Below are 12,857 nucleotides of genomic sequence, written 5' to 3'. Positions count from 1 at the left end.
AACAGCCCACGGTCTAACCGTGGGCTGCGAATATAGTTTTGTTTTTTGGATTATTTCAAAACGCCCAATTCTTTACCCACTTTGGTAAAGGCTGTGATACATTTGTCAAGGTGTTTTTGTTCGTGTCCGGCTGACAATTGAACACGGATACGTGCCTGATCTTTTGGAACCACTGGATAATAGAACCCGATCACATAAATGCCTTCCTGCAATAAATTGGAAGCCATCACCTGTGAAAGTTTTGCATCGTAAAGCATCACAGCGCAAATAGCAGATTTGGTAGGTTTAATATCAAATCCTGCTTCAGTCATTTTTCCAACAAAATACTCGGTATTTTTGTGCAATTTATCCTGCAATTCAGAAGTTTCGGCCATCATGTCGAACATTTCGATACCCGCACTGGCTACAGCTGGTGGGATTGAGTTAGAGAACAAATAAGGACGAGAACGCTGACGCAAAATGTCAATGATTTCTTTACGCCCGGTTGTGAATCCACCAATGGCACCACCAAAGGCTTTTCCAAGGGTTCCGGTAATGATATCAACTTCGCCGCGAATATTGAAAAGTTCGGTTACTCCACGGCCTGTTTTACCAACAACGCCGGCAGAGTGACATTCGTCAACCATGATCATAGCATCGTATTTTTTAGCTAGTTCGTTGATTTTATCCAAAGGAGCTACGTTTCCATCCATTGAAAATACACCATCCGTAACAATAATTCTGAAACGTTGTGCTTGTGCTTCAATCAATTTTACTTCAAGATCGGCCATATCGGCATTATTATAGCGATAGCGCTGTGCTTTACATAGGCGAACACCGTCGATAATAGAAGCATGGTTCAGTGAATCCGAAATAATCGCATCCTCTTCGTTGAACAAAGGTTCAAATACTCCACCATTGGCATCAAAACAAGCTGCATAAAGAATGGTATCTTCGGTACCAAAAAATTCAGCAATTTTAGCTTCTAATGTTTTGTGTAAATCCTGGGTCCCGCAAATGAAACGTACAGACGACATTCCATATCCGTGTGAATCCAACCCTTTTTTAGCTGCTGCAATCAATCGTGGGTGGTTTGACAAACCAAGGTAATTGTTTGCACAAAAGTTTAATACATCCTCGCCGGTACTGACTTTAATATCCGCTTTTTGAGGGGTTGTAATAATACGTTCGTTTTTGAATAAGCCGGCTTCTTTAATATCGGCTATTTCTTTTTGTAGATGTTCTTTTATTTTACCGTACATTTTAATAATGTTTTATTTATAACAAGTAATATTTGCTTTTCATTACGTGGCGCAAATATAGTACATTTTGTGTTTTAAATGGATTGTTTACAGCAAAATAAACTTGAAAAACCTAAAAAGAAGTCCCCTCTTTTTGTAAATTTGATTACATTTGCCACGCTTTTTGTTAATTATATAACACTACATAAAAAACATACAATATGAAGAAAATTTTAGTCATTGGATCTGTTGGACAAATTGGCTCCGAATTAACCCTTGAGTTAAGAAGAATTTATGGAAACGAAAATGTTGTTGCCAATGGAAGAAAAACAGCTCCTTCCGAAAAATTAATGAACTCCGGACCTTTTGAATTTTTTGATGCAACGGAACGTGAAAAACTAACCGAAGTTTGTAAAAAACATGAAATTGATGTAATCATCAACATGGCGGCCATTTTATCGGCCACTGGCGAACAAAATCCAATGTTGGCCTGGAATGTAAACATGAACGGTCTGATCAACGTTTTGGAAGTGGCCCGCGAATTGAATATGAAACAAGTACTGGTTCCGAGTTCAATCGCTGTTTTTGGCCCTGAAACACCCGTCGACAACACTCCACAGGAAACCATCCTTCGCCCTACTACCATGTACGGAGTAACCAAAGTGGCCGGTGAATTATTGGCTGATTATTATGTAAGAAGATATGGTTTGGATGTACGCGGATTGAGATATCCCGGAATCATCAGTAACGAAACCCTTCCGGGTGGTGGTACAACCGATTATGCCGTAGCTATTTATTATGAAGCAATCAAACACAAAAAATACACCTGCTTTGTAAAAGAGGATACTCGTTTGCCCATGATGTATATGCCCGACTGTTTAAAAGCTACAATTGATCTTTTACAAGCGGATTATTCAAAACTAAAACATCACTCCGATTTTAATGTTGGAGCCATGAGTTTTACCGTGAAACAATTGGCTGACTCGATTAAAAAATACATCCCTGAATTTACAATTTCATATGAACCAGACTTCCGTCAGAAGATAGCCGATTCCTGGCCAAATTCTGTTGATGATACTGCTGCCAGAGAAGAATGGGGTTGGGAACCAAGTTACGATTTGGATGCTATGACTCAGGATATGTTAAAAGCCATTGGTGAAAAACACAAAAAAGGATTGATTTAAATTTAAAAGGATATAAAAATAAGACTTTTGAGCAAGCCTGCTTAAAAGTCTTATTTTTATTTGTCATACAATAGTAATACAGTTGATATACGATTGTTGTTCATTCTTTTTCCTTATTGCTGCAGATCGATATGTATTTCGGAAACTGATTTGATAGCACGATCGGAAAAGAAATCACATGCAGGATAAATTGAAAACCGTCCGGCACCTTCATAATTATTTTTATCGAGAATCAGGATTTCACTCTGATCATTTCTATTTATAATTTCACTGACTGTGTAAGCAGCACGATAACCATCCAACCCGGAAATTGTAACCATACCGGTTCTTATATTTTTTTCATTCAATTGGATGTATTTATTTAGAAAAGATTTTAGCTCTGAGCCAACAAAGGGTGTTACACCATGAATTCCTTTTCCTCTTCCATAAAAAATATTGGGATAAGTAAGATCGGGCAATTCTGTGGGAAGTTGGTTGTAAACATCCATTACTTTTCCATTCTTTGTAACTTTTAATTCTTCACTCCACATATTTTCCATACCCTGATTTACCACAAAGTTTTTATCCAGTGATTTGATGGTAATTTTTGTCGGGTTTAAAATATTACGGCAAGTCAATAAATCAGAAGCTATAATGAGTTTTGATTCTGTTGGAAGTGTCCAATATTCTTTGGTTTTGCTTGGAACGATGTGCATCACCTTTGTAGCGATGATGATTTCATGTAAATGAACAGGATAATACAATTCGCCCCAACTAATACAAACCTTTTCTCCCTTGTCGTTCTCAACTTCAACATATAAATCAATGATCGGACGAAATTCTTTGGCATTCTTTTTCGCCAAAATATACTCGTTTAGGATATCGTATAATGAAACCCCATCGTATCGGTACGATCCAATAAATTCGGTCGTATTTCCTTTAGGTAAGGCTTCTTTTACAATTACCGAATGTAGCGGTAATTTGCTGATATCGATAATTCCCGGATTTGCAATTTCACCTGAAATTTCTAACTTCATCGAATGAGGAAGTAAATAAGTATCTTCATTGTCATAGAAATTATTGGTACGATCGGTAGCGTCCCTTTCTGATTTATCCTTTACCAATTGCGTTTTGAAATTCTGTGCAAAATTAAATTGGCTTATTGCCAGCAATGCTATTAAACTGAATATCTGCTTTTTCATAATTCAAATTTTTATTTTTTTTTGTTAGAATGAAATACTAATACCTCCGGTAATAAATCTTCCAATACTGATCTGATCGGAATATACCAAATAAGTTTTGTCCATCAAATTACTGACATCTAAAGTAAAATTCCAACTTTTGATCCATTTGATGTTCACGCATTTAACTTCTTTCCACAATTTAGCATCAAAGGTTGAGTATCCTTTTAACACATCCGTATTGGAATCATCCCTATAACGCTTATCTTGGTAATGGAAATTAACGGAGAAGTTAACAATTTTATCTTCATAGCCGAAACCCGTATTTATCATATGTTTTGGTGTGTATGTTAGTGCCTTTCCTTCCAATTCAGGCTGCTCATCAAATTTTTTGATTTTTGATTTCGTAAAGGTATAATTGGCATAAAGATTTAGCTTTTCGTTCAATTGATATTTAAGATCAAGATCGATACCCATTAAAGAAACTTCGGTAATGTTTGCTTTTTGTAAAACAGGTTTTTTACCGCCCATCACAAAATCGCCTGTATTCAGGTAGTACATGAAATCCTGACCTTTCATAAAGTAAATACTGGACATCATTTTTAGTTTTTGGCTTATGTTCATGTTCATGCCCCATTCAAAACTGTTCACGCTTTCCGGTCCAAGGTTTGGATTGGCAAGTTTAAATCCGCCGGAAATTAAACCTGATCGGCACAAATCGTCCAATGTTGGAGCCCTGAATCCTTTTGACCAGGCAACATAAGTATTCACTTGATTATTGATTGTATAATGAACGGCTGCCTTTGGTGTGAAAGCCGACCAGTTATGTTCTTCAAGGTTTCCAGTAAAACCTGCCATAAAATCAGTTTCACTGGTCATACCATCTATCCTGAATTCACCATCATGAAAATTGATCATATCAAAACGAACTCCTGCGGTTAATTTCAGTGCTTCGGTGATGCTGTATTTGTCCTGAGCATAGAGTGCGAAATTGTCCATTGAGCCAATATTACGGACAATGTCGGTTGAGGTTTGGTAAACATCTGCACCGTCAACACTTCCATTTCTGAAATCTGTTCCAAAAATGAGCCGGTGATGGTATAAATCTGCAACAACATTTGCCAGTGCTCCCATTTCTTTTCTTTCAGAATTAACATCCCACCTGCTGTATTTATTTTTACTGAACTTCTCCCGAATATCCAAATAGTTTTCAAATTGATAAAAAGAACTAATATCCCATTTCATCACACCCTTTGATCCTTGCCATTTTCCCCTGAGGAAATGAGTATCAAATTCGCGAATTTGTTCAGTTTGGATTTTTTCGCCCCGTCCGCGTTCATCATCATAATAGTTGTATTCGATTTCTACATTGTTTTTTTCATCTAAATCATAACCAATACGGGCCGTAATTCCTTTTTCTTTGAGGCCTGAGGCAATTACAGTTTCATCAATTAATGAATCAGGGACACTGATATAACCATTACTGGTCCGGTTATTGGCCGTTAATCCCCAATAAAGTCCTTTTGCTCCATCTTTTAATTTTCCACCTATTGAAATATTTTGTGAGAAAGTATTGAAAGTTCCATAATCTGTACTCACAAATCCATGAACACCTTTCGTGGTGTTTTTCTTGGTTAAGATGTTGATAACTCCGCCCATCGCATTGCTTCCATAAATGGAAGATCCGGGGCCCTTAAAGATTTCTATTTTTTGAATATCGTTAACATTGATTCGGTTCCAGTTAACACTGCCACCATCTGTTTTATTGATTGGTACCCCATTTTGAAGTACAAGAATTCTGCCTTGTTCTCCTCCTGCAATACCTCTAATACCAACAACCGATTTGCTAAAAATCCCCAATGATCTGTCAACGATTACCCCTGAGGTTTGGGTCAGTAATTCATCAACCGATTTGGCAGATGTTGCCTTAATATCTTTTAAACTAACTACTTCAATCCGCCCCGGAATTTCGGTCATATATTCAGGAATTCGAGATGCAGTAACAACAAGTTCATCTATACTTAAAACGGTTGAAATCATCTGTATGTTCAATTCAATGGTGTTTCCATCTTTGATGTTAATGGTTCGAATAATATTTTCGTATCCGACATAACTAAATTCAATCAGTTGGATGCCAGATTCAAGTTCAATTTTGTAATTCCCATCCTGATCTGAACTGGCTCCTTTATTAGTGTTAAGTAATCGGACATTAACACCAGATAATGTATTTCCACTTGTTTTATCTGCTATTTTACCATGCACTACACCTAATCCGTAAGTCATACCAATGCTTATTATCAGGCAGGCTAAGAATGTAATTGTTTTTTTCATTTGAATTAAATGGTTAATAGTTAAACGATATGTAATTAAATGCGATTCGATATTCAAAAAAATAACCGAGAAACCCGGCTCATATAAACACATAAACAATATGTATTTATGAGTGCAAATCTACAGTTAAATAGCTGGATAAAAAACAGTTTCTAATAATTTAGACAAAATCAAAATACATATCGCTTTTGCATCGCTTAATGGTAAGATTGAAGAGATTAAGGAGCATCTTATCTGAAATTCTTTACTTAACTTTACAAAAATATTTTGAATGAAAATTGCAGCCTTGGTTTCCGGTGGAGTTGATAGTTCGGTAACCATCCCAAAATTGATTGAGCTGGGTTATAAACCTACGATTTTTTATATAAAAATTGGGATGGAAGATGAACCGGGTTATACCGATTGCCCATCAGAAGAGGATATAGAAATTACCACATACATAGCCAACAAGCATAAACTGGAGATGGAAATTGTTGATCTGCAGAAATTATATTGGGAACGTGTAATCAGATATACTTTGGATGAGGTTAAAAAAGGGCTTACTCCCAATCCTGATGTGATGTGCAATAAAATGATCAAGTTCGGGGCTTTCGAAGAATTGTACGGCAAGGATTTTGATTTAATTACAACCGGGCACTATGCGAGTACAAGAGAAATTAATGGTGAAAAATATCTGGCAACAGCAGCTGATAAACGAAAGGATCAAACGTACTTTTTGGCTCAAATTACCAAAGCCCAGGTTCAAAAATTAATGTTTCCGATCGGCAATTTGCAGAAAAGTGAAGTTCGACGCCTGGCGGAGGAAATGAAACTGCCGAGCGCCCATCGCCCCGATAGTCAGGGAATTTGTTTTTTGGGAAAAATTAATTACAATGATTTTATCCGTCGTTATGTTGGGGAAAAGGAAGGCAATGTGATTGAGTTTGAAACAGGCAAAAAACTTGGCAAACACAAAGGTTTTTGGTTTCATACAATTGGTCAAAGAAAAGGATTGGGTTTAAGTCAGGGACCATGGTTTGTGGTAAAGAAGGATATTGAAAATAATATAATTTATATTTCAAATGGTTACGATCCCATTTCTCAATATGGAAATGTGGTCGAGTTAAAATATTTTCACTGGATCAACGAAAGACCCGATCAGGATTATTCTACACCAAAACGAGTTAAATTTAAAATCCGTCATACGCCTGAATTTACAGGAGGATCAATGATCAAAAATGAGGATGTGTATATTTTAACTTCCGACGAACCAATTGCAGGAATTGCTGCAGGGCAGTTTGGGGTGATTTATGATGAGACTGAGCAAATTTGCTTTGGAAGCGGAACGATTGCTTAATTTGGCAATTTGAAGATTTGAAAATGAAAAAAATCTGAACTTCTGAACCATTGAGCGTTTGAACAAAACAAATCTTGTATCCCTTCCTGCGGCAGGCAGGTTAATACTTGAATCTAATATCTAAAAAATAAAAAATGGAAAACTTTATAATGTATAATCCTACCAAACTACACTTTGGAAAAGGAGTAATGAATGGCTTAGGAAATGCCGTTGCAGAATATGGTAAACGTGTTTTACTCGTATATGGCAGTGGATCAATTAAAAAAAATGGCATTTATGATAAGGCTATTCAACAGTTAAAAAGCATCAATGCGGAGATTTTTGAATATCGGGGAATCAGGCCAAATCCCATCATTGAGGATGTGGATGCCGCGGCTGAATTGGGCAGGAAAAATAAGGTTGATGTAATTCTGGCTGTAGGTGGGGGAAGTGTTATTGATTCGGCAAAAATTATTTCAATAACAATCCCTGTAAATCATTCAGGCTGGGATTTTTATTCAGGAAAAGCAAAACCTAAATCATCAATTCCATTGGTTTCCGTGCTTACTTTGGCCGCTACCGGAACTGAAATGAATCCATTTGCTGTGGTGCAAAATAAAGCTACCCAACAAAAGCTGGGATACGGAAGCGATCATACCTATAATCGCCATTCTTTTCTTGACCCGGAAAACACTTTTTCAGTATCAAGGGATTATACGGCATTTGGAATTGCAGATCTGATCGCACATAGCCTTGAAGCTTATTTTGGAGCCGGTGATGCTACTTTGTCTGATAAACTGGTATTCGCCATCATTAATGAAGCAAGGGAGAATGGAGAACTGCTGTTAAATGATTTAGAAAGTTATGATTTGCGGGCAAAAATAATGTATGCTGCAACCATGGCTTTAAATCAGACTACCATGTACGGAAGGGTATCAGGTGATTGGGGTGTGCATAGTATTGGTCATATTTTATCATTACTTTACGACGTTGCTCATGGAGCAAGCCTCTCAATAGTAATTCCTGCCTGGATGAAATTCCATAAAGAAAAAGTTTCGGATCGGATTGCATTTTTGGGGCAAAATGTTTTTGGTGTAAAAACTGCAGATGAAACCATTGATGCTTTCGAGGCTTATTTTAAATCAATCGAGTGTCCGATCAGACTAAGTGATATTGCAACAGGTAAGGAAAGTAAAGCAGAAATTTTAGAGGTAATGAATCTGAATAAAGTTGGTGGTGCAAATCATAAACTTACCAATGATGATCATGCAAAGATTTTAGATCTTTTCTGGTAAGAATTAGAGGAATTAGGGGTGACACCCTGCACGGTGTCACCCCTAAGGATAAAAAGCAAGTTGTGAAATTGCCCATAGAATGATGGGCAATTTCATTAAGTTTCATTTATTTTATAAACGGGTAGATCATGGAAAACAAGAATATTATGATTACAATGATTAATGTCACCGGTCTGATCCTAAACCCAAGAAAGTGGTTATCTCTTGAAAACCATTTAATTTTTGCCATTGTAATTGTTTTTAGTGTTTATACATTATGTGATTTACTAAATCTAATAACTCATATTATATATACTTTATAAAAGACAATTGTCTCATAAATATAATCGGGGAGTATAAAAAATAAAAAATCAATAGGAAGATTACCTATTAATTCCAGTTCTTGCTAAAAGGTAACCCTTGCATATTAATAAAATTTAAAATCATTCTAATCTCCAAAAGATCCCATAATTAATCATGAGGGGTGACACCCTGCTGGGTGTCACCCCTAAAATTCAAACCCCACGCAACCATTTTAATCTTTATGCCATCATTAATACGTGCTACCCCAAAGATGAGGTATCGTTAAATTGATTATTATGAAAAAAATATACATCGTTATAATATTATCTCTGGTAGCATTGGTTGCCTGCGATAAAGAGGATTTTGGCTTATCCGATTGCTTGAATAATAAAATTCGGGAATTTGAAAAGAGTGATTATGCATGTACCAAAGGGGCAAATGTCAAGGAGTATGAATTTATGAATGAAAAGGTATATGTGTTTGACCCAGGTCTTTGTGGCGCAGATATGACGTTGGAAGTCATGGATGAGGATTGTAATACACTGGGTTACCTTGGGGGGCTTATCGGAAATATGAAAATAAATGGGATAATTTTTATTACCGAATCTAAATTTATAAAAACGATTTGGGAAAGGTAAATTTTAGATGGGCTTTGTTAGGTTAATTGTTAATTATAATTCTGTTTTTGATTCAAATCTGTGAATTGAAATCCAATAAAAAACCCGCCAATTTTGGCGGGTTTTTTTGTATATCAAATTGTTTTCAGGCCTATTCTTCTTCCAGGCTTTCTTCATATTCTTTCAATAATTTATCCTGAATATCACTTGGTACTTGTGTATAATCAGCGTATTTCATTCCATACATTGCACGGCCTGAAGTAATCGAACTTAAAGCGGTTGAGTAACGGTTCATTTCTGCTAACGGAACTCTGGCTTTAATTTTCTGGTAATTGCCTTCAGCATCCATTCCCATGATAATGGCACGACGACCTTGAAGGTCTGTCATTACATCACCCATTCTGTCTTCCGGAACTAAAACTTCAACATCATAAATAGGTTCAAGAATTTTTGGGCCCGCATTTTTGAAAGCATCTCTAAATGCATGTCGGGCAGCCAATTTGAATGAAATCTCATTTGAATCGACAGGGTGCATTTTACCATCATAAATATTAACTACAATATCTCTGGCATACGAACCGGTTAATGGCCCATTTTCAATTCGTTCCATTAAACCTTTCATAATTGCAGGCAGGAAGCGGGCATCAATGGCTCCACCAACAATACAATTATTCATTATTAGTTTTCCACCCCAGTCTAATTTTACCTCATCCCTGCCTCTAATTGGGAATTCAGTTTGATCGGCCATTCCTTCGGTATAAGGCTGAATCATCATATGAACCTCACCAAATTGCCCTGCACCACCCGATTGCTTTTTATGACGGAACATTGATTTAGCTGATTTTGTAATCGTTTCGCGATAGGGAATTTTTGGAGTTAAATATTCAACGGGAATTTTTTCAATGGTTTCCAATTTCCATTTTACAATATTAAGGTGAAGCTCACCTTGCCCCTGTAAAATCATTTGTCTTAATTCTTTTGAATAATTTACCAACAAAGTTTGGTCAACACGGTGCATTTCATTCAATGCAGCTCCAAGTTTTTCATCATCGGTTGAACTAACTGCTTTTACAGCAACCCGATATTTGGGTTCAGGGAATACAATTGGGGCAACAAAATCATTCGTATTTTTTGCAGTTGTTAAGGATGTATTGGTATGAGAGTTTTTAAGTTTTATGGTAGCCCCAATATCTCCGGCAACTATTTTTTCAACTTTTTCTCTGTTTTTACCGGCAGTAATCATGATTTGTGAAATCCGCTCTTTTGATCCGTTCTTAGTGTTTACCATATCAAAGCCTTCAGAAATTTGACCTGAAATTACTTTGAAATAAGAAACTTCACCTAAGTGAGGTTCAATACCGGTTTTAAAAATAAAGACTGAAGGTGGGTTTGCAGGATTGCATGGAATTTCTTTTCCCTCTATTGTTTTAGGTGCAGCTACTTCGTTAGGGCTAGGTGCGTTATTGGTTATAAATTGCATTAATCGTGCAACCCCCATATTTTTTTTAGCATTTACACATAAAATCGGGAACAAACTTCTTGAGGTAATCCCAAGTTTCAATCCTTGCTGCATTTCCTTTTCTTGTAAGGTTCCAGCTTCAAAGAATTTTTCCATCAAAGCTTCATCTACTGCGGCTAAATCTTCAATTAATATGGACTGGAGTTCTTTTGCTTTTTCTATTTCAGAATCTGGAATTTCGACAATTTCGGCTTTAGCATCATCTTTGAATTTGTACATTTTCATCTGAATTAAATCCACGATAGCATTAAATCCTAATCCTTGATTAACCGGATATTGACAAATCGTACAACTTTTTCCAAATTGAACTTTTAATTGACGAACTGTTTCTTCAAAATTTGAGTTTTCATGTTCGAGATGATTTAATGCAAAAATAACAGGCTTGTTATTTTTACTGGTATATCTCCAAGAAATTTCTGTACCTACTTCAACACCGTTTTGGGCATTAATAACCAGAACTGCTGTTTCAACTACTTTTAAGGCTGCAATAACTTCACCTGTAAAATCATCAAAACCCGGAGCATCGATGAAATTAATTTTCTTGTCAGCGAATTCTGCATATAGTACCGTTGAAGAAATAGAATTTTGTCGTTCTAATTCTATGTCACGATAATCCGAAACGGTATTTTTATCGTCTATGCTTCCTCTTCTATTTATCACTCCACCTTCAAAAAGCATTGCTTCTGCCAGTGTTGTTTTCCCCGTTTTTGCACCTCCAAGAAGCGCTAGGTTTTTAATTTCGTTAGTTTGATATACCTTCATTTTTAGTAGTTTATAAAAATTATTTTTCTATTCCTCTTAAAGGGCTGCTAAAGTATGAAAATCTATGCAATAATAAAAAGGAATACTGCATATTTGAATGAGTTCTAGATAAGATAACTATTTGCTGTTTTTACTAATTCGGGCCAATGTGCCGAATTAATTTTAGCACCTACATTTTCAATAACTTTACCCGAGAGTAAGGAACCTAGTTTTCCGCATGTTTCCATACTTGCCTGATGTGCGAAACCATAAATAAAACCTGCAGCATAAAGATCACCTGCACCTGTAGTATCAATACTGTTGGCCGTTATGATCCCAACTTCGGTCAATTGATTGTTAGTTAAAATAAGCGATCCTTTACTGCCAATTTTAACGATTGCTATTTCGCAATAATTAGCCAAATCAACGATTGCTGCCCGTGGTTCTTTTCCGGTAATTACTTTCGCTTCTTCTTCATTGGCAAAAACAACATCCACGTAATTCACTAAAATATATTTTAAGAAATCAATATTCTCTTCAACCACATTATAGCTTGCTAAATCCAAAAATATTTTATGATTGTTTTTCTTGGCAAGACTAACTGCTTTTTCAAGCAATTCATGATTTTGAACCAAATAACCTTCAATATAAAATAGTTCAGAACCTACAAATAAGTCATCTGTAAGATCATTTTCAGATAATTCAATAGAAGCTCCCAAATGAGTTGCAAAAGTCCTTTCTGAATCTATGCTTATCAATGTGACAGCAGTACCGGTTCCGGTTTTTGAATATTGTAATTTAGGTTCAATGTTTGAGCGAATCAGATCGTTTTTAAATACTTCACCCATTTGATCCTCGGTAATCTTTGCGATGAAAGAAGTGCTTAAGCCAAGCTCGGCTAATCCGGTAATAGTGTTTGCAGCACTTCCTCCCGATTTAATTTCTCGAGTTAAATGATTTGTTGCAGACAATACTTTGGCAGATCTTTCCTTATCTACTAATTGCATACTCCCTTTAGGAAGTTCAAGATCTGTTAGTATCCGATCATCATCAATTCTGATCATAATATCCACCAATGCATTACCTATACCTAGAATTTTTTTCATCATTATATTTTATTAGCGTGGCAAAAGTATTAAAAATGCAGCCTTATGCAAAAAGGTAAGGATGAAAAGTTGTATAAAATCCGGATT

General features: G+C 36.1%; 9 protein-coding genes. 4 read left to right on the top strand and 5 right to left on the bottom strand.

Translation table 11 applies throughout. The features are described from left to right. Positions 1 to 50 precede the first annotated feature (50 nt). A complete protein-coding gene (gene kbl / locus KKG99_14480; protein MBU1014201.1) occupies positions 51 to 1,241 on the bottom strand; it encodes a glycine C-acetyltransferase in 1,191 nt (396 codons plus the stop codon). A gap of 200 nt (positions 1,242 to 1,441) precedes the next feature. On the opposite strand from kbl, the gene KKG99_14475 reads away from it, so the two are divergent. Next, entirely contained in the window at positions 1,442 to 2,404 is a 963-nt protein-coding gene (locus tag KKG99_14475) for an NAD-dependent epimerase/dehydratase family protein (protein ID MBU1014200.1), read from the top strand. 113 nt (positions 2,405 to 2,517) lie between these two features. Here KKG99_14475 and KKG99_14470 read toward each other — a convergent pair whose 3' ends face one another. Both KKG99_14470 and KKG99_14465 read right to left on the bottom strand, forming a co-directional pair. Next, the gene (locus tag KKG99_14470) at positions 2,518 to 3,585 is read right to left on the bottom strand and encodes a hypothetical protein (GenBank protein ID MBU1014199.1); all 1,068 of its coding nucleotides are present in this window, start codon (positions 3,583 to 3,585) and stop codon (positions 2,518 to 2,520) included. A 24-nt stretch (positions 3,586 to 3,609) separates the two neighbouring features. Next, positions 3,610 to 5,895: a TonB-dependent receptor gene (locus tag KKG99_14465; GenBank protein ID MBU1014198.1), complete on the bottom strand. Its 2,286-nt coding sequence runs from the start codon at positions 5,893 to 5,895 to the stop codon at positions 3,610 to 3,612. Positions 5,896 to 6,166: 271 nt separating this feature from the next. On the opposite strand from KKG99_14465, the gene mnmA reads away from it, so the two are divergent. The 3 genes from mnmA to KKG99_14450 all read left to right on the top strand — a co-directional run bounded on the left by mnmA (position 6,167) and on the right by KKG99_14450 (position 9,425). Further along, positions 6,167 to 7,231, top strand: coding sequence for a tRNA 2-thiouridine(34) synthase MnmA (gene mnmA / locus KKG99_14460; protein MBU1014197.1), 1,065 nt, complete (start codon positions 6,167 to 6,169; stop codon positions 7,229 to 7,231). 134 nt (positions 7,232 to 7,365) lie between these two features. Then, positions 7,366 to 8,505: an iron-containing alcohol dehydrogenase gene (locus tag KKG99_14455; protein MBU1014196.1), complete on the top strand. Its 1,140-nt coding sequence runs from the start codon at positions 7,366 to 7,368 to the stop codon at positions 8,503 to 8,505. Positions 8,506 to 9,083: 578 nt separating this feature from the next. Next, positions 9,084 to 9,425, top strand: coding sequence for a hypothetical protein (locus KKG99_14450; protein ID MBU1014195.1), 342 nt, complete (start codon positions 9,084 to 9,086; stop codon positions 9,423 to 9,425). A gap of 130 nt (positions 9,426 to 9,555) precedes the next feature. Here the strand turns inward: KKG99_14450 and KKG99_14445 are convergent, their stop codons facing one another. Together KKG99_14445 and KKG99_14440 are read right to left on the bottom strand one after the other, a co-directional pair. Next, a complete protein-coding gene (locus tag KKG99_14445) occupies positions 9,556 to 11,685 on the bottom strand; it encodes an elongation factor G (GenBank protein ID MBU1014194.1) in 2,130 nt (709 codons plus the stop codon). 104 nt (positions 11,686 to 11,789) lie between these two features. Next, complete coding sequence (locus KKG99_14440; protein ID MBU1014193.1) at positions 11,790 to 12,770, bottom strand: adenosine kinase; 981 nt, start codon at positions 12,768 to 12,770, stop codon at positions 11,790 to 11,792. Between the last annotated feature and the right edge of the window lie 87 nt (positions 12,771 to 12,857).

The organism is Bacteroidota bacterium (genome assembly GCA_018816945.1).
In the GTDB taxonomy this organism is placed as follows: Bacteria; Bacteroidota; Bacteroidia; order Bacteroidales.
Note: the sequence above shows the minus strand (reverse complement) of the source record. Positions and strands in the feature narration are given on the sequence as shown.

What these genes read in the sequence shown, in the direction of transcription:
- KKG99_14450 (MBU1014195.1), top strand. Translation starts at nt 9,084, where the DNA reads ATGAAAAAAATATACATCGTTATAATATTATCTCTGGTAGCATTGGTT.
- KKG99_14465 (MBU1014198.1), bottom strand. Translation starts at nt 5,895, where the DNA reads ATGAAAAAAACAATTACATTCTTAGCCTGCCTGATAATAAGCATTGGT.
- KKG99_14445 (MBU1014194.1), bottom strand. Translation starts at nt 11,685, where the DNA reads ATGAAGGTATATCAAACTAACGAAATTAAAAACCTAGCGCTTCTTGGA.
- mnmA (MBU1014197.1), top strand. Translation starts at nt 6,167, where the DNA reads ATGAAAATTGCAGCCTTGGTTTCCGGTGGAGTTGATAGTTCGGTAACC.
- KKG99_14475 (MBU1014200.1), top strand. Translation starts at nt 1,442, where the DNA reads ATGAAGAAAATTTTAGTCATTGGATCTGTTGGACAAATTGGCTCCGAA.
- KKG99_14440 (MBU1014193.1), bottom strand. Translation starts at nt 12,770, where the DNA reads ATGAAAAAAATTCTAGGTATAGGTAATGCATTGGTGGATATTATGATC.
- kbl (MBU1014201.1), bottom strand. Translation starts at nt 1,241, where the DNA reads ATGTACGGTAAAATAAAAGAACATCTACAAAAAGAAATAGCCGATATT.
- KKG99_14470 (MBU1014199.1), bottom strand. Translation starts at nt 3,585, where the DNA reads ATGAAAAAGCAGATATTCAGTTTAATAGCATTGCTGGCAATAAGCCAA.
- KKG99_14455 (MBU1014196.1), top strand. Translation starts at nt 7,366, where the DNA reads ATGGAAAACTTTATAATGTATAATCCTACCAAACTACACTTTGGAAAA.